This window comes from Roseomonas indoligenes, from assembly GCF_017813365.1.
Classification (GTDB): domain Bacteria; phylum Pseudomonadota; class Alphaproteobacteria; order Acetobacterales; family Acetobacteraceae; genus Roseomonas; species Roseomonas indoligenes.
Window position 1 is genome coordinate 105,595 of the sequence record NZ_JAGIZA010000016.1, and the last position, 16,823, is coordinate 122,417.

Genomic DNA, 16,823 nt, shown 5'->3' on the forward strand with positions numbered 1-16,823 from the left:
GGAGGATACGCGCATGACCATCACGCGCCGCGGCGCGCTGCGCCTGGGCGGCCTTGCCGCCACGGCCCTGGCGACCCCTGGCCTGGCCTGGGCGCAGAGCCCGCTGCCGGACAAGCCGATCCGCCTGCTGGTGCCGAACGCGGCGGGCGGCGTGGCGGACCTGACCGCCCGCACCGTCGGTGCCGCCCTGTCCGAGCGCATAGGCCGCGCGGTGGTGATCGAGAACCGCCCGGGCGCGGGCGGCATCGTCGCCGGGCAGGCCCTGCTCTCCGCGCCGGCGGACGGCTCCACCTTCATGGTGGCGACGAATGCCAATGCCATCAGCAAGTCGCTGTTTCGCAGCCTGCCCTTCGATCCGATCCGGGATTTCGCGCCGGTCGGGCTGATGGGCACCTTCGCCATCGCCATCCTGGTGGCGCCCTCCTCCCCCATCCGCACTGCGCAGGACCTGATCGCGGCGCTGAAGAAGGATGTGCGGGGCACCAATATCGGCACGATCAGCGTGGGCAGCACGCAGAACCTGGCGGCGGAGCTGTTCAAGACGAGCGCGGGGCTGGAGACGACCACCGTACCCTTCTCCGGCACGCCCGCGCTGCTGACGAGCCTGCTGCGGAACGACGTGACGGCGGCCTTCGAGATCGTCGCGCCGCTGATGGGCCAGATCAAGGACGGCTCGCTGCGCGCCATCGCCGTCACCTCCTCCGCCCGCGCCGCGAACCTGCCGGAGGTGCCGACCCTGCAGGAGGCGGGGCTGAAGGACTTCGACGTGACCTCCTGGAATGCCGTCGTGGCGCACGCGAAGGCGCCGCAGCCGGTGATCGAGACCCTCAACCGCGAGCTGAACGCCGTGCTGGCCGACCCCGGCGTGAAGAGCAAGCTGCTGGAGGCGGGTGTGGAGGCGAAGGGCGATTCCCCCGCCCAGCTCGGCGCGCTGATGACGAGCGAGGCGGAGAAGTGGCGCGCGGTGATCGAGCGCGCCGGAATCGAGAAGCAGTGAGCGAGAGAGCCATGGCCATCAAGACCTGCAAGGGGCCGGACCCCGACACGAAGACCCCGAAATACAAGCTGCCGGCCGGCTCCGTGGACGCGCACTGTCACGTCTTCGGCCCTGCCGACAAGTTCCCCTACGCGCCGGACCGTTCCTACACCCCGCCGGACGCGGGGGTGGAGGACCTGCGGCGCGTGCATTCCATCCTCGGCGTGGACCGCGCGGTGATCGTGCAGGCGAGCTGCCACGGCACCGACAACTCCGCGATGATCGACGCGATCGAGCGCAGCGAGGGCGCCTATCGCGGGGTCGCCATCGTGGACGGCACGGTCACCGACCAGGGGCTGGAGGAGCTGGACCGCGGCGGCGTGCGCGGCGTGCGCTTCAACTTCGTCAAGCATCTCGGCGGCACGCCGGACCTGGAGGTGTTCGACCGCGTTCTGGAGAAGATCCAGCCGCTGGGCTGGCACGTGGTGCTGCACCTCGATGCCGGCGACATCCTGGAGCACGCGGACCGCATCGCCCGCATCAAGGTGCCTTTCGTGATCGACCACATGGGCCGCGTGCAGGCGAAGAACGGGCTGGAGCAGGAGCCCTTCCGCCGGCTGCTGGAGCTGATGAAGAACGAGCTGGCCTGGGTGAAGATCTGCGGGCCGGAGCGCGTCACGTCGCAGGGGGCGCCCTTCCACGATGCCGTGCCCTTCGCCCGCAAGCTGGCGGAAGTGGCGCCGGATCGCGTGCTCTGGGGCACGGATTTTCCGCACCCCAACATCGCCGGCGACATGCCGAATGACGGCGACCTGGTAGACCTGCTGGCGCTGGCCGTCGAGGACGAAGCCGCCCGCCGCAAGGTCCTGATCGACAACCCCGACCGCCTCTACTGGGCGCGCTGAGGGAGGAGCCTCTTATGTCCGACAAGCAGAAGTCCGGCCTCGTCGTCACCGCCCACCCCGGCGACTTCGTCTGGCGCGCGGGCGGCGCGATCGCCCTGCACGCGAAGATGGGCTACCGGATGAAGATCGTCTGCTTCTCCTTCGGGGAGCGCGGCGAGAGCCAGGGCGCCTGGAAGCAGCCGGGCATGACGATGGAGCAGTGCAAGGCAGGCCGCCGCGCCGAGGCTGAGGCCGCCGCCGCGATCCTCGGCGCCGAGATCGAGTTCTTCGATTCCGGCGACTACCCGCTGAACTTCACCGACGGAATGATGGACCGCCTCATCGACATCTACCGCGAGGTGAACCCCTCCTTCGTCCTCACCCACGCCGTGCGCGACCCGTACAACGTGGATCACCCCAAGGCCTCCGCCATCGCGCAGGAGGCCCGCATCGTCGCCCAGGCCGCCGGCCACAAGCCCGGCCCCTCCGGCGTGACCTACACCGCCCCGCAGGTCTTCCAGTTCGAGCCGCACCAGCCCGAGCAGTGCGACTTCAAGCCCAACCGCATCCTCAACATCACCGAGGTGTGGGACACGAAGTGGAAGGCCTTCCAGGAGCTGCCCGCCCAGCGCCATCTGTGGGACTACTACGAGCGCGTGGCGCTGAACCGCGGCATGCAGGGCGGCCGCAACTCCGGCAAGGCCATGAAGTACGGCGAGGCCTACCAGACGATCTTCCCGGATGCCGTGGAGGTGCTGGCGTGACCCCCGTCGTCGTCCGCCACAACCCGCGCGCCGATCTCGCCACGATCGACCGCTTCGCCCCCCTCGGCGTCTCCACCACGCATGAGGCGAGCGGGCGCGCGCCGAACCTGATGAAGCCCTATATGCGCCCGGCCTGGGCGGGGGCCTCTATCGCCGGCAGCGCTGTCACCGTGCTGCTGCAGCCCGGCGACAACTGGATGATCCACGTGGCCGTGGAGCAGTGCCAGCCCGGCGACGTGCTGGTGGCCGCCTGCACCACCGACAACACGGACGGCATGTTCGGCGACCTCCTCGCCACATCCCTCAAGGCCCGTGGCGTGCGGGGCCTGGTGATCGATGCCGGCGTGCGCGACGTGGCCGTGCTGAAGGAGATGGGCTTCCCCGTCTGGTCCCGCGCCATCTCGGCCAAGGGCACGGTCAAGGCCACCCCGGGTTCGGTGAACGTGCCCGTCGTCTGCGCCGGCGTCGCCGTGCGCCCGGGTGACGTGGTGGTGGCCGATGATGACGGCGTGGTGGTGGTGCCGGCGGCCGACATCGCCTCCACCCTCGCCGCCGCGGAGAAGCGGCAGGCAAACGAGGGCGAGAAGCGGGAGAAGCTCGCTTCCGGCGTGCTGGGCCTGGACCTCTACAACATGCGGCCGGCGCTGGAGAAAGCGGGGCTGCGCTACGTGGACCGCCTCGAAGACCTGTAGGGCCCGTCGCACGAAGGGCTAACCCCTTCGTGCAGGGTCCGGGTGGTAGGGGCGGCCTGGATCCGCCCCCATCACCCGGCCGGTCAGGCGATCCGCACGCGCGTCGCCACGATCCCCGCCGCGGCCAGCAGCACGGCGCCGGCCGAGAGGAACACGCCGCCCACTCCGGCGGCGTCGAAGAGCAACCCTCCCGCCGCCGCGCCGCTGGCGATGGCGAGTTGCACGGCCGCCACCACCAGCCCACCTGCGGCCTCCGCCTCATCCGGGACGGAGCGCGCGACCCAGGTGGACCAGGCGACGGGCACGCCGCCGAAGGCCATGCCCCACAGCGCCACCAGCGCCGTCTGCGCGGGCAGCGCGCCGTGCAGCGCGGCCAGGGTCAGCGCGCCCCCGCCGATCAGCACGGGCATGAGGATCAGCGCCGCCCGCAGGTTTCGGCCGATCAGCCACCCCGCCAGGAAGGTGCCGGCGAAATTGGCCAGGCCGAAGCCGAGCAGCATCAGCGAGAGGCCCTGCAGCCCCACCCCGGCGGCGCCTTCCAGGTAGGGCCGGATGTAGGTGAAGAGCGCGAAGTGTCCGCCGAAGACGAGCACGACGCAGAGCATGCCGATCCCGATCCCCGGCCGCCACAGCACCTCCACCAGCGTGCCCGGCCGCGCCGTGCCCGTGGGTGCCAGGCGGGGCAGGGTGACGATCTGGAAGGCGAGGGTGACCGCGCCGATCGCCGCCGCCAGGAGGAAGGCGCTGCGCCAGCCATAATGGCCGCCGAGGAAGCTGCCGAGCGGCGCCGCCACGATGGTCGCCACCGACACGCCGCTGAAGATGAGGGAGAGGGCGCGCGGCACTGCCTCCGCCGGCACCAGCCGCATCGCGACCGCCGTGGCCATGCTCCAGAAGCCGCCGAGCGCAATGCCCAGGAGCATGCGGGCCAGCAGCAGCACCGTCAGGCCCGGCGCGAAGACCACCAGCAGGTTGGATATGACGAGAAGGACCGTGAAGCCGATCAGCACCACCCGCCGGTCCAGCCCCTGGGTGAGGATGGAGGCGAGGAGGCCGGAGATCAGCGCGACGCCCGCCGTGACCGTCACGGCCTGTCCCGTCAGCCCTTCCGAGGTGCCCATGGTCGCGGCCATGGGGGTGAGAAGGCTGGCCGGCAGGAACTCCGCCGTGACCAGCCCGAAGACGCCGAGGGCGAGGGAGAAGACGGCGGCCCAGGAGGCCGCACCCTGTTCCCCGATGGGGAGGGTTCTTTCGGTAAGGTCGCTCATGATGGGGATTTCCGTCGCAGAGGAGGGTTGGGCGCAGACTGGCCCTCAGGCCCCGGACGATCTATGACAGGCACTCCCTATCCTTTGACTGAAAGTCCGGCCATGCCCGATGGCGGCAACGGATTGCCCTCCTCCGACCTGATGAGCGAGCTGCTCCTCGGCATGCGGCTCCGCGGCATCCGCTATCACCGCATCCGGGCCGTGCCGCCCTTCGGGTTCGGCTTCGACGGCACGACGGGGAGCGCCCATTTCCACTTCGTCGCCAACGGCACGGCCTTCCTGCGCCTGGCCGACGGCACCGTCCATCCGCTCGAGGCAGGGTCCGCCGCTTTCCTGCCGCGCGGGGGGAAGCACCAGATCCTCTCGAGCCCCGACATCCCCTGCCCGGGCATCCCGTGCGAGGACATCGCCAGCTACGAGGCGGCGCCGATCTGCGATGGCGTCAGCGCCGTGCACGCCCCCGGCTGCACGGAAGCTGCGGGCGGGACGGTGATCTTCAGCGGCTGCATGGAGTTCCAGCTCGGCGGCATGCAGGGGCTGGTGCGGCTCATGCCCCCGGCCATGCTCGTCGGCATCCTGTCCGAGCGCCATCCGGAGCTCCTGCCGGTCCTGTCCGCCATGGAGCAGGAGGCCTGCGGGCAAAGGGTCGGCTTCGCCGGCATCCTGGCCCGGCTGGCCGAGGTGGTGGCCGCCACCATCGTGCGCGGCTGGGTGGAATGCGGCTGCGGCGGCGCCTCGGGCCTCGTGGAGGCGCTGGGCGATCCCCGCTTGGCCCGCGCCATCGGCGCCCTGCACCGGGACCCCGGCCGCGACTGGACGGTGGCGGCGCTGGCGGCCGAGAGCGGCGCGTCACGCTCCGTCTTCGCGGAGCGCTTCCAGGCCGTGATCGGCCTGTCGCCCCTGCGCTACGCGACGGAATTGCGCATGCGCCTCGCCACCCAGTGGATCACGCAGGACCGGGTGCCCATCGACACGGCGGCCCAGCGGCTGGGCTACGCCTCCCAGGCCGCCTTTAGCCGTGCCTTCAAGCGCGTGACGGGCCGATCCCCGGGCGCCGTTCGTCAGTGACTGCGCGGGTGGCCGGCGTCGGGCCGGACCGGGGATCGATCCCGTACAAGCGCTTCAGGTCCCCCGCCGAGTGGGCAATCAGCTCCTCCATCGCGCCCCGGGCGGCGTCCGGGTCGCGGGATGCGATCGCCTCCATCACGCGCCGGTGCTCCAGGATGGCGCGCGGGCGGTGGTCCCCCGGCGCGGCCAGGGTGAAGCTGCGGCGGAGCACGACCTCGAACATCTGCGCGATCGGCCAGAAGAACTCGTTGCGCGTCGCCACGTGGATCGCGCGGTGGAAGTCGATATCGGCCTCGACCCAGGCCTCGTTGCTCCCTGCCGCCGCCATGGCCTCCGCCGCTGCGCGGATGCGGGCGATGTCGGCCTCGGTGCCGGAACTCGCAGCATAGGCGGCCGCCATCGGTTCCACGGTGCTGCGGAGCCTGAACAGCTTCATCAGGTAGGTGGTGAGGTCGGCGGTCTCGAGCTGCCAGCGCAGCACGTCCGGGTCGAGCTGGTTCCAGAGCTCCGGCGGGCGCACGCGGGTTCCGCTCCTGGGCCGGGCCTCCACCAGGCCCTTGCCGCTCAGCACGCGAATCGCCTCCCGCACCACCGTGCGGCTGACGTTCAGCATCTCGCAGATGCGCATCTCCGACGCGATGGGTTCGCCCGGCGCCACGTCGCCGCGGACGATGCCGGTCCCCAGCCGCTCGACCACCTGGGCCTGGATGTTCCGCAGCGCTTGCGGATGATCGACCATCACCCCGCCTTACCGACATGGTGGCGGGCCCAGCCGAACTCCGGCTTGCCGCGCCCGAAAATCTGGTCATACAATATGGCCAAAGGGGCACCCTGACCAGGGTGACATCCGTCAGGAGGGAATAATGCGTCCACTGGATCGCCGCGGCCTCGTGCGCGCATCGCTCGCCGGGGGAACGGTCGCCCTCGCAGCCCCTGCCCTCATTGGCCGGGCCCAGGCGGCCACGCTGCGGATGCGCCTCTCCTCGTCCCAGGCCAACGACCCGAAATTCGGCAATGGCCGCGTGTACTACGACAAGCTGGTGAGCCAGCTCCGGGCGAACGGGCTGGGCGAGCAGATCGAGGTCAGCTTCTTTCCCGATAACCAGCTCGGGCAGGAGATCGACGTCATCAACTCGGTCAAGCTCGGCGTGATCGACATGATGGTGTCCGGCTCCTCCATCTCCGCGAATCTCGTGCCGCTCGTCGGCACCTTCGACCTGGGCTACCTGTTCACCAGCTTCGAGCAGCAGACCAAGGCCTTCGAGGCCGGGGCGGCCAAGCCCATCGAGGCGGCGCTGCAGCGCGGCTCCAACATCCGCATCATTGCCTGGGCCTACAACTTCGGCTCGCGCAGCGTGCTCTCGAAGAAGGCGGTGAACACGCCGGAGGACCTAGCGGGGCAGAAGATCCGCACCCTGCCCAACCCCGTCATCACGGAGTGCCTGCGCCTCATGGGCGCGGCCGCGACGCCGCTGGCCTTCGGCGAGATCTACACCGCGCTGCAGGCCGGCGTGATCGACGGGCTGGAGCACGATCCGCCCACCATGGTGGCGAGCAAGTTCTACGAGACGGCGAAGTTCTACTCCCTCACCCAGCACAACTTCTCGCCGCTCGCGATCTACTTCAGCGACGTCGCCTACAACCGGATGAACCCGGCGCTGCGCGACCGCTTCCTGGACGCGGCCGGCAAGGCCGCGGCCGATACGCGCGCGCACGGGCTGGCGGTGGAGCAGGAGGCGATGGCCCTGCTGCGCGAGCGGGGCGTCACGATCGTCCAGTGCGACCGGGAGGCCTTCCGGAAGCGGGTGCAGCCGCAGATGGAGACCTTCATGCGGAACCGGCCGGAAGCCCGGCCGGTCATCGAGCAGATCCGCGCCACCACGGTCTGAGGACAGCCGCGATGCACGCCGCCGCCGCGCCCGCACTCGGCCCGGGCCGGGTCACCATGGCGCCCCTCGTCGCCTTCTCCGACGCGATCGCGGCGGTTCTGCTGGCCGCGGACCTCGTCGTCGTCATCGGCTCCGTCCTCGCCCGCTCGCTCTTCGGGGCGCCCGTGGAGTGGTCGGACGACGTGGCGCGCGGGCTGATGGTCGGCTCCAGCTTCTTCGGGGCGGCGAGCGCGGTGGCGCGGGGCGAGAACCCGGGGGTGGAGTTCTTCGCCGCGCGGCTCGGAACGGGGGCGCGGCGCCGGGTCGATGCCGTCGCGGCCGTGCTGACGGTGCTGATCGCGGCCTATGTGGCGCTGAACGCCTTCAAGCTCGGCTGGATGACGGCGGGGCAGACGACGGGATCCGGCCTTCCCCTGGAATGGACCTTCCTGCCCATGGGCGCCGGCGCCCTGTTCATGACGGTCTTCGCGCTGGACCTTGCCTGCCGACGGCCCCTGCGCGAGCTGGTGGAGGTGCTGGTGGCGGTCGCGGCCGTGGGCGGTGTCTTCGCGGCCTGGTCCGCCGTCTCGCCGGACACGATGCCGCCCGCCGGCCTGCTCATGGGGCTGGGCTTCGTGGTCGCGCTTCTCGGCGGGTTGTCCATCGGCTTCTCGATCGCGCTCTCCGCCCTGATCTATATCTGGCTGGACGACTACCTGCCCGGCGTGATCTTCGCCCAGCAGATGGCCCGCGGCATCGACAACTTCGTGCTCCTGGCGATCCCCTTCTTCATCCTGGTCGGCTACCTGATGGAGGCGAACGGCATGTCCGTGCGCCTGATCGAGCTGCTGCAGCGCATGGTCGGGCGGATGCGCGGGGGGCTGAACGTCGTCATGGTGCTGTCCATGGTGCTGTTCTCCGGCATCTCCGGCTCCAAGATGGCGGACGTCGCTGCGGTGGGCGCGGTGCTGGTGCCGGCGGCGCGGCGCTCGAAGCAGGATCCCGGGCAGGCGGTGGCCCTGCTGGCCGCCTCCGCCGTGATGGCGGAAACGATCCCGCCCTGCATCAACCTCATCATCCTCGGCTTCGTGGCCAACCTGTCCATCGGCGGGCTGTTCATGGCGGGGCTGATCCCCTCCGCCCTCATGGCGGCGGCGCTGATCGGCGTCTCCGTCCTGTTCGGCACGAAAGCGGCCATCGCGGCCGACCTGATCCCGGAAGGGGGGATGCGCCGCATGTGGATCGGCGCGATCGTGTCGCTCGGGCTGATCGCGATGATCTTCATCGGCTTCAAGAGCGGCTTCGCGACCGCGACCGAGATCTCGGCCTTCGCCGTGCTCTACGCCATCGTCGTCGGCGCGGCGGTGTTCCGGGAGCTGAGCTGGCGCGCCCTGGCGCGGAGCTTCATGCACGCGGCGACGCGATCCGGCCTCGTCCTCTTCATCGTGGCCGCGGCCCAGGCGCTGGCCTGGGTGCTGACGCTGCAGCAGGTGCCGCACGCGCTGGGCGACGCCATGGTGGCCCTCTCGCAGTCCAGCGGGACCTGGCTCTTCATGCTGCTCTCCATCGGCATCCTCATCGTCATGGGATCCGTGCTGGAAGGCGCGGCGGCGCTCATCATCTTCGGGCCGCTGCTGGTGCCCGTCGCGACCCAGCTCGGCATCGATCCGCTTCATTTCGGGGTGGTGCTGGTCATCGCCATGGGCATCGGCCTCTTCGCCCCGCCGCTCGGCCTCGGCCTCTACGGCGCCTGCCTCATCGGGCATGTGCCGATCGAGCGGACGGTCCGGCCCGTGATGGGCTATCTCGGCCTCATCTTTGTCTGCCTGCTCCTGATCGCCTTCATCCCGGTGCTCAGCACCGGCCTGCCGCGACTGTTCGGCTACTGACGGGATCCACGATGATGAAGGTGTTCCTGACGCACACGCCGGCGACGCGGGAGCGGTACTACGGCCCGCGCGCCCTGGCCGAGCTGCGCGCCATGGCCGAGGTGATCCTCCACGAAGGGGAGGAGCCCCTCACCCCTCAGGGTCTGATCGCCGCCGCGGCGGAGGCCGACCTCATCGTGGCCGACCGCCTGACCGCAGGCCCGGCGGAGGTCTTCCCCGGCCTTCCACGGCTCAGCGCCTTCCTGCGCTGCGCCGTGGACATCCGCAACATCGACACGGCGGCGGCGGGCCGGGCCGGCGTGCTCGTCACCCACGCCTTTCCCGGCTTCGTCGCCTCCGTCACGGAGCTCGCGATCGGCTTCATGGTCGATCTCTCGCGCGGCATCTCGCGCGCCGCGCGGGACTACCACGCCGGGCTGATGCCGGAGGTGCGGATGGGCCGCCAGCTCTCCGGCAGCCGCATCGGGATCATCGGCTACGGCGCCATCGGCCGGAACCTCGCCACCGTCGCCGCCGCGCTCGGCATGGAGGTGCTGGTGGCCGATCCCTTCGCCACGGCGGAGGCGCCATACCGGCAGGTCGGCTTCGAGACGCTGCTGGAAGAGGCCGACTACGTCGTCTGCCTGGCGGTGGCGACCGAGGCGACGGAGAACCTGATCGACGCCGTGGCCCTGCGCCGGATGCGGCGTGACGCCGTGTTCATCAACCTCTCCCGCGGTAACCTGGTGGACGAGGCGGCGCTGGCCACCGCCCTCCGGGAGGGGTGGATCGCCGGGGCCGCCATGGATGTGGGCCGCGCGACGGACCAGATGCCCTCGCCGGCGCTCGCGGCGATGCCGAACGTGATCGCCACCCCGCATATCGGCGGGCTCACCCCACCGGCCATCGAGGCCCAGGCCTTCGACACGGTCCGGCAGGTCCGCGCCATCCTGGCGGGCGAGATCCCGCCAGGGGCCGTGAACCCGGAGAACTGGTCGCGCCGCCCGGCGCGGGAGGACGCATGATGCCGGCCGCCCCGCGCCTGTCCATGCCGCCCGGCGGCTGCGACTGCCACGTCCATATCTACGATCCCCGCGCCCCGGTCGCCGTGCCCGGCGCCAATCCCGGCCCGGCCTGGGCCGACGTGCCGGGCTACCGCGCGCTCCAGGCGCGGCTGGGACTGCAGCGCGCCGTCATCGTGCAGCCGAACGCCTATGGCACCGACAACGGCGTGACCCTCGCCGCGGTCGCGGCGCTGGGGGCGGAGAGCACGCGCGGCGTTGCCGTCGTGAAGCCGGGCCTGGGATCTGCCGAGCTGCAGCGCCTGACGGCGGGCGGCATCCGCGGCGCCCGCGTCCACATGCTGGCCGGCGGCATCCTGTCCTGGGACATGCTGGAACCGCTGGCGGCCGAGGTGACGGAGGCCGGATGGCATATCCAGCTGCAACTGGATGGCCGCCTGCTGCACGAGCGGGAGGCCGAGCTCCGCCGCCTGCCCGGCACGCTCGTCATCGACCATATCGGCAAGTTCCTGGAGCCGGTCACGCCCGACCACCCCGGCTTCCAGGCCCTGCTGCGGCTGCTCGACGGTGGCCGGACCTACCTGAAGCTGGCGGCGGCCTACGAGGTCTCCCGGGCCGGGCCGCCGGACTATGCCGACACCGCCGCGCTGGCGAAGGCGGCGATCCGGCACGCGCCCGAGCGCATGACCTGGGCGAGCAACTGGCCGCATGTCTCGGTGGAGGAGAAGCCGGATGATGCGGCGCTGCTCGACCTGCTCCTGGACTGGGCACCGGACGAGGCGACGCGCCGGCTGATCCTGGTAGACAATCCCGCCCGCCTCTACGGCTTCGCCTGATCCAGCCGGCGGCGGGGCAGCGCCAGGCCTCGATGCACCGTGGCCGGGGCGCGTGAGAGCCGGGCGGCTGCCGCCCTCAGCGCCGGGAGCGTCGGCCTGCCGGGCGCTTCGCCCGTGCCTTGAGACTTGCCTTGGGCTGAGCCTTGGGACGTGCCTTGGGCCGCTTCTCCGGCGGGGGCAGGAGAACGGGCTCCGCAGCGGGGATTCCCTCCGTCCCGACATAGCGCTGGAGCGTCGCCTCCGCGGCGAGGTGCGGGTAGGCCTGGGCGCCCTTCGGCCAGGTCCTCGCGAACGAGGCCACCTCGGCATGGTCCTGCTTGCGGATGGTCTGGACGAGGAAGAAGGCCGCCTGGGCCGGCCGCAGCCGCTGCCGGCGCAGCAGGTCGAGATGCCATTCGCGGGCGCGCAGCGGGCACCAGTCCACCAGGGCTTCCTGCATGGCCCGGCGCACCTCGGCCGGCAGTTCCTCATAGGCGCGGTACGGGTCGCCCTTGAGCTTGCTGTAGGGCCTGCTGGCCATGCTGTTGTCCATGGCCGCCTTCTAACGAAGCGAGGAGCGCCGCGAAACCGCGGCGCCAACCGCCAGGGGCCCGGCACGTATGCGGCGGAGGCGTGGTTCCGCCGGCGTGGTGGCGTACAGGCGGCATCCCGGCCCCGGGACCGCCGGAGCCGCCTCCGTCAGCCCACCTCGGCCGCGAGCCAGCCGCGCAGGGCGGCGAGGGCCGGGTCATCCTCGCGGCTCGCGTCGTGCAGCAGGGTGAAGTGCCGGGTCGTGCGCCGGACATGCGGGTGCGGCGCCGCCACCCGCCCGGTGGCGAGGTCCTGCGCCACCAGGGCCCGGATCGCCATCGCGACGCCCAGCCCCTCCGCGGCCGCGTCGAGCGCCAGGGCGATGCTCTCGAAGCGCGGGCCGGCGGACGCATCGACCCCTTCGATGTTGGCACCCGCGAGCCAGCGCGCCCAGTCGTCCGGGCGCTGGCGGGAGTGCAGCAGCGTCGCGCGACGCCAGTCCAGGGCAGGGAGGCGCGCGGGGGCGAGGACCGGCATCGTCTCGATTGGGACGAGGGGCATCGCGAGAAGGCCGGGGCGCGGGCGGCGGTCCGTGACGGCGATCACGGCGTCGAAGACGCCGGGCACGAGCTCCAGCGGATCCGCGCTCGTCTCCAGCTCGACTTCCAGCTCGGGATGGCATTCCCGCAGACGGCCCCAGCGCGGGAGGAGCCAGCGGCTGGCGAAGAGCGTGTAGGCGCCGATCCGCAACCGCCGGCGCGGCGCGGCCTGGCGCATGGTGACGAGCCCGGCGGCGATGCGGTCCAGCCCCTCCCGCGCGGCGGTGAACAGGGCGTCCCCGGCCGGGGTCAGGGCGAGCCCGGCCGCGGCGCGGGTGAAGAGCGGCGTTCCCAGCTCCTCCTCCAGCGCGCGCACGCCGCGGCTGACCGCCCCGGGCGTGACGGAGAGTTCCCCGGCCGCGCGGGTCACGCTGCGGTGGCGCGCCGCCGCCTCGAAGCTGCGAAGGGCGACGAGGGAGGGAAGGCGCCGGTAGGTCATGGCCCGTTGAGCCTAGCTCAAGGGCGGCGGCGAAGAAATCGATTGGCGGCCCCCGATGGCGGGACCAGCCTTGGGCCGAACGAAGGTGAGGAAACGCGCCATGCACATCCGCCCTCCCGGTCCGGATCATGCCCCGCTGGCCGGCGCCGCCGCGATCCCCGACAGCCACGGGCTGAACCTCTTCCGGGCCGATCCGGCGCTGGCCCGCCTGGCCTCGCTCTACCTCCCGGACGCGCTGGCGGCGCATCTCGCGCCGCATCTGGACAGGCTTGGTGCCCTGGCCGGCGGCTCACTGGACGCGCTGGCGATGGCGGCGGACCGCAACCCGCCCGTGCTGCACCAGCGGAACCGCCGGGGCGAGGACGCGCAGAGCGTGGAGTACCACCCGGCCTACCGGGAGATGGAACGGCTCGCCTTCGGGGAGTTCGGGCTCGCCGCCCTCTCCCACCGCGCCGGGGTGCTGGGCTGGGATGCGCCGATGCCGCCGGCCGCGAAGTACCTGCTGACCTACCTGTTCGTGCAGGCGGAGTTCGGGCTGTGCTGCCCCGTCTCCATGACCGACAGCCTGACGCGCACGCTGCGGAAGTTCGGATCGCCCGATCTCATCGCCCGCTATCTGCCGGCGCTGACGAGCCAGGACCTGGATGCGCTGAACCAGGGCGCGATGTTCATGACGGAGCAGGGCGCGGGGAGCGACATCGCCGCCACCGTCGTCCGCGCGGCGCCGCAGGAGGACGGAACCTGGGCGCTGACGGGCGACAAGTGGTTCTGCTCTAATCCCGATGCGGAGCTGGCCATGGTGCTGGCGCGGCGCGAGGACGCGCCGGGGCTGCGCGGCGTCTCCCTTTTCCTGCTGCCGCGCACGCTGCCGGATGGCCGGCCGAACCACCACCGGATCGTGCGCCTGAAGCCGAAGCTCGGCACCCGCTCCATGGCCTCCGGCGAGGTCACGATGAACGGCGCCGTCGCCTGGATGGTGGGGGAGCCGGAGGCGGGCTTCCGGCAGATGGCGGACATGGTGAACAACTCCCGCCTCTCCAACGGCGTGCGCGCGGCGGGGATGATGCGGCGCGCGGTGACGGAGGCGCTGTTCATCGCCCATCGCCGCGTGGCCTTCGGCAAGCGGCTGGTGGAGATGCCGCTGATGCGGCGGCAGCTTCTCAAGATGACCGTGCCGATGGAGCAGGCGCGGACGATGGTGTTCCAGACGGCCGAGGCGCTGCGGCGATCCGATGCCGGAGAGGAGGGCGCCTATCCACTGCTGCGCATCCTGACGCCGCTGGTGAAGTTCCGCGCCTGCCGCGACGCCCGCAAGGTGACTGGCGACGCCATGGAGGTGCGCGGGGGCTGCGGCTACATCGAGGAGTGGTCGGACGCGCGGCTGATGCGGGACTCCCATCTCGGCAGCATCTGGGAGGGCACGAGCAACATTGTGGCGCTGGACGTGCTGCGCGCCGCGACGCGGGAGGGATCGCTGCCCGTCCTGCGCGACCATGCGCGGGGCCTGCTGGGCAACAACGAGGCCCTGCCGGAAGCCGCGCCGGCGCTGGAGCGGGCCATCGCGCTGGCCGAGGCGGCGCAGGGCGATCCCGCGCTCGCGCGGCAGGCGACCTCGGCGCTGTACCACGTGACATCGGCGGCGGCGATGGCCTGGGAGGCCGGGCGGCTGGGCGCGCCGGAGCGGCTGGCGCTCGCGCGCCTGGTGCTGCGGCACCGCGTGCTGCCGCACGATCCGCTCGCGGCGGAAGCGGAGGACGACGCACGGGACCTGCTGAACGATCCCGGCGCGCAGACGGGAGAGAACGCATGATGGATCGCCGCAGCCTTCTCGGCGCAACCCTGCTAGGGACGCTGGCGCGCCCTGCCCTGGCGCAGCCCGGCGCAAGGCCGGTGACGCTGGTGGTGCCCTTCTCGCCCGGCGGCCCGACCGACCTGATCGCGCGGCGCCTGGCGGTGAGCCTCGGCGAGGGGCTGGGCCAGACGGTGGTGGTGGAGAACCGCGCCGGCGCGGGCGGCAATATCGGGGCCGAGTTCGTCGCGCGCTCCGCGCCGGATGGCCACACCATCCTGTTCGGCACCTCCGGCCCGCTGGCGATCAACCGGATGCTCTACCCCGGCCAGCCCTACGACCCGGTGAAGGACTTCACGCCCGTCGCGCCGCTGGGGCGCATCCCGAACGTGCTGGCGGTGAACGCGGGCGTGCCGGCGAAGAACGTGCAGGAGTTGATCGCGCTGGCGAAGAGGGAGCGGCTCTCCTTCGGCTCATCCGGCAACGGCGCCTCCTCCCACCTCGCGGGTGCGCTGTTCAACTCGATGGCCGGGACGAGCATCGAGCACATCCCTTATCGCGGCACGGGGCCGGCGCTGAACGACCTGGTGGCAGGGCATGTCGCGATGGTCTTCACCGACGCGCTGACGGCCCTGCCGCACCTGCAGGGCGGGCGCGTGCGGGCGCTGGGCATCACCACCGCGGAGCGTTCCGCCGTGCTGCCGGACCTGCCGACGGTCGCTGAGCAGGGATTGCCGGGCTACGACGCCTCAGTCTTCTTCGGCCTCGTGTTGGCGGCGAACACGCCGGACCCGGTGCGGGAACGGCTCCGCTCCACCTTCGCCACGGTGGTCGCGCAGCCGGAGATGCGGAAGTTCCTGGAGAGCCAGGGGATGCAGGTCGCACCGGAGCTGACACCGGCCGCGCTGACATCGCTGATGGTGACTGAGACGAATCGATGGGCGCGGGTGATCCGTGAGGCGAGCGTTAAGGCGGATTGAGACAGTTGGAAGGCCCAAGTTCCGCCCGGGTATGAGGAGACGCCACCATCCGGAGTGCCGGAGGTGGCGTTGCCGCAGCAACGTCCCCGCCATTCGGTTCAGGTCTTCGCCGATGCTGGCCAGGATTCCTGACGGGCAGCCACGCTGCACAATTCGCGATGCCGCCGGACTTGTTTGATGGCGTCCTGAGCGGCCACTTCGAACCGGGCCACCGCGTCACGTCCCGGGGTCACGGTCTCTACTGTCCGCATCAACGGGGACTGACGGTCCTGCGACAAGGCTGGTCTCACCATCAGCCTCGCTGCGCGGTCAACAGAGTCGCATCAGATCACCCGGGTCCTGGCAGGCCGGGGATGCCCTAATCCGCGAATCCCACCGTCGGACAGAAGGTTCCCCTGGTGGGGGCATCGCGGCCTCGGGCTGGCCGCCCGTGGGGACGGACGCGCCTCTGCAGGGGTCACATGATTTACCTCAAAATTTACCTCAAATAGTCACTTCACAATTTCGTTTACTTGAACGAAATTTCGTGAGATGCCTCACCCCGGGTAAAGTGCCTCGTGAGCAGCCCAGCGTGGCCTCTTCCCACGATGCGAGCCCTACGCCCGCACTTTTCACGTGCTCAAATACAACCTGTGGTTGCGTCTTGATTTATCAGAGGTTAATCAAGCGGGGTGTTTAGCCTGTCGTTCTCAGGCAAGTACCTGAAAATGAAGGGGAAGCCGATGAAAACGTAAAGTATAGTTTACAGTAAACAATATTCCTTAAGTAAATTCTGTCGCTTCGGTCATGTCCGCTCCGCTAGCTGGCATCAGGCCTGAGGACGGCGCTTCCTTGTGGAGAGCGTGCTGTGTCGATCTCGTCTGTTCCCTCTTCGTTCTCATCCAATAGCAGCGGTAGCATTCTCGGCCTTGAGCTGGAAAATGCGGGTTCGGCCAAGCTGTCAGGTGGCATGACCAGCTTCGGACAGGTTTTCGCGCAGGGCGAGGTCGCCGCCGGCACCAGTCTCGTGGCCAAGATCGGCGGCTCCACCAGTGCCGTCCAGATGGACGTGAAGACAACCTACGCGGACGGCTCCGTGAAGATGGCCGTGCTCACCCTGGCCCGCCCTGACATCGCAGCCGGCCACAACGTGGATGTCGTGCTCAGCACTGGCCCTGTCTCGACGGCTCCTGCGCTGGACCTGTCGTCTGCCTTGTCGGGGCACAGCTTTGCGGTGTCGCTGACGCCGTCCTCGGGCGTGGCGCGGAGCATCGACGTGCT

General features: G+C 70.8%; 16 protein-coding genes. 12 read left to right on the forward strand and 4 right to left on the reverse strand.

Going from position 1 to position 16,823, the window contains the following annotated elements; translation table 11 throughout:
* The first annotated feature begins 13 nt into the window (after positions 1 to 13).
* From J5Y10_RS21560 to J5Y10_RS21575, 4 genes are read left to right on the forward strand one after another with little or no spacing between them, the layout of a single operon-like run.
* The gene (locus J5Y10_RS21560; RefSeq protein ID WP_209376178.1) at positions 14 to 997 is read left to right on the forward strand and encodes a Bug family tripartite tricarboxylate transporter substrate binding protein; all 984 of its coding nucleotides are present in this window, start codon (positions 14 to 16) and stop codon (positions 995 to 997) included.
* Positions 994 to 1,881: an amidohydrolase family protein gene (locus J5Y10_RS21565; protein WP_342452987.1), complete on the forward strand. Its 888-nt coding sequence runs from the start codon at positions 994 to 996 to the stop codon at positions 1,879 to 1,881. Before J5Y10_RS21560 ends, J5Y10_RS21565 begins: the two co-directional genes overlap by 4 nt.
* Positions 1,882 to 1,895: 14 nt before the next feature.
* Positions 1,896 to 2,624: a PIG-L deacetylase family protein gene (locus tag J5Y10_RS21570; RefSeq protein ID WP_209376179.1), complete on the forward strand. Its 729-nt coding sequence runs from the start codon at positions 1,896 to 1,898 to the stop codon at positions 2,622 to 2,624.
* Positions 2,621 to 3,316 (forward strand): 4-carboxy-4-hydroxy-2-oxoadipate aldolase/oxaloacetate decarboxylase, encoded by a 696-nt coding sequence (locus J5Y10_RS21575; protein ID WP_209376180.1) that lies wholly within the window; start codon positions 2,621 to 2,623, stop codon positions 3,314 to 3,316. The genes J5Y10_RS21570 and J5Y10_RS21575 overlap by 4 nt, the downstream gene beginning before the upstream one ends.
* 83 nt (positions 3,317 to 3,399) lie before the next feature.
* Here the strand turns inward: J5Y10_RS21575 and J5Y10_RS21580 are convergent, their stop codons facing one another.
* Positions 3,400 to 4,584: an MFS transporter gene (locus J5Y10_RS21580; RefSeq protein ID WP_209376181.1), complete on the reverse strand. Its 1,185-nt coding sequence runs from the start codon at positions 4,582 to 4,584 to the stop codon at positions 3,400 to 3,402.
* 102 nt (positions 4,585 to 4,686) lie between these two features.
* Between J5Y10_RS21580 and J5Y10_RS21585 the strand changes: the two genes are divergently transcribed.
* A complete protein-coding gene (locus J5Y10_RS21585) occupies positions 4,687 to 5,652 on the forward strand; it encodes an AraC family transcriptional regulator (RefSeq protein ID WP_209376182.1) in 966 nt (321 codons plus the stop codon).
* Here the strand turns inward: J5Y10_RS21585 and J5Y10_RS21590 are convergent.
* Positions 5,609 to 6,391 (reverse strand): FadR/GntR family transcriptional regulator, encoded by a 783-nt coding sequence (locus J5Y10_RS21590; protein WP_209376183.1) that lies wholly within the window; start codon positions 6,389 to 6,391, stop codon positions 5,609 to 5,611. The genes J5Y10_RS21585 and J5Y10_RS21590 overlap by 44 nt on opposite strands.
* Before the next feature lie 124 nt (positions 6,392 to 6,515).
* On the opposite strand from J5Y10_RS21590, the gene J5Y10_RS21595 reads away from it, so the two are divergent.
* The 4 genes from J5Y10_RS21595 to J5Y10_RS21610 are packed head-to-tail and all read left to right on the forward strand — an operon-like array spanning position 6,516 to position 11,246.
* Positions 6,516 to 7,541, forward strand: coding sequence for a TRAP transporter substrate-binding protein (locus J5Y10_RS21595; protein WP_209376184.1), 1,026 nt, complete (start codon positions 6,516 to 6,518; stop codon positions 7,539 to 7,541).
* Between the two features lie 11 nt (positions 7,542 to 7,552).
* Positions 7,553 to 9,409, forward strand: a complete 1,857-nt coding sequence (locus J5Y10_RS21600; RefSeq protein WP_209376185.1) for a TRAP transporter large permease — start codon at positions 7,553 to 7,555, stop codon at positions 9,407 to 9,409.
* An 11-nt stretch (positions 9,410 to 9,420) separates the two neighbouring features.
* Positions 9,421 to 10,413, forward strand: a complete 993-nt coding sequence (locus J5Y10_RS21605) for an NAD(P)-dependent oxidoreductase (RefSeq protein ID WP_245214949.1) — start codon at positions 9,421 to 9,423, stop codon at positions 10,411 to 10,413.
* Positions 10,410 to 11,246 carry an amidohydrolase family protein gene (locus J5Y10_RS21610; protein ID WP_209376186.1) on the forward strand — a complete coding sequence of 279 codons (837 nt, stop codon included), beginning with the start codon at positions 10,410 to 10,412 and terminating at the stop codon, positions 11,244 to 11,246. Before J5Y10_RS21605 ends, J5Y10_RS21610 begins: the two co-directional genes overlap by 4 nt.
* A gap of 76 nt (positions 11,247 to 11,322) precedes the next feature.
* Here J5Y10_RS21610 and J5Y10_RS21615 read toward each other — a convergent pair whose 3' ends face one another.
* On the reverse strand, positions 11,323 to 11,778 hold the full coding sequence (locus J5Y10_RS21615) for a DUF6525 family protein (RefSeq protein ID WP_209376187.1): 456 nt from the start codon (positions 11,776 to 11,778) through the stop codon (positions 11,323 to 11,325).
* Positions 11,779 to 11,924: 146 nt separating this feature from the next.
* Entirely contained in the window at positions 11,925 to 12,794 is an 870-nt protein-coding gene (locus tag J5Y10_RS21620) for a LysR substrate-binding domain-containing protein (RefSeq protein WP_209376188.1), read from the reverse strand.
* Positions 12,795 to 12,894: 100 nt separating this feature from the next.
* Between J5Y10_RS21620 and J5Y10_RS21625 the strand changes: the two genes are divergently transcribed.
* The 3 genes from J5Y10_RS21625 to J5Y10_RS21635 form a co-directional block, all read left to right on the forward strand.
* Positions 12,895 to 14,604: an acyl-CoA dehydrogenase family protein gene (locus J5Y10_RS21625; RefSeq protein ID WP_209376189.1), complete on the forward strand. Its 1,710-nt coding sequence runs from the start codon at positions 12,895 to 12,897 to the stop codon at positions 14,602 to 14,604.
* On the forward strand, positions 14,601 to 15,563 hold the full coding sequence (locus J5Y10_RS21630) for a Bug family tripartite tricarboxylate transporter substrate binding protein (protein ID WP_209376190.1): 963 nt from the start codon (positions 14,601 to 14,603) through the stop codon (positions 15,561 to 15,563). Before J5Y10_RS21625 ends, J5Y10_RS21630 begins: the two co-directional genes overlap by 4 nt.
* An 847-nt stretch (positions 15,564 to 16,410) precedes the next feature.
* The coding region (locus tag J5Y10_RS21635) for an RIFT barrel domain-containing protein (RefSeq protein ID WP_209376191.1) at positions 16,411 to 16,823 on the forward strand (413 nt) is incomplete at its 3' end.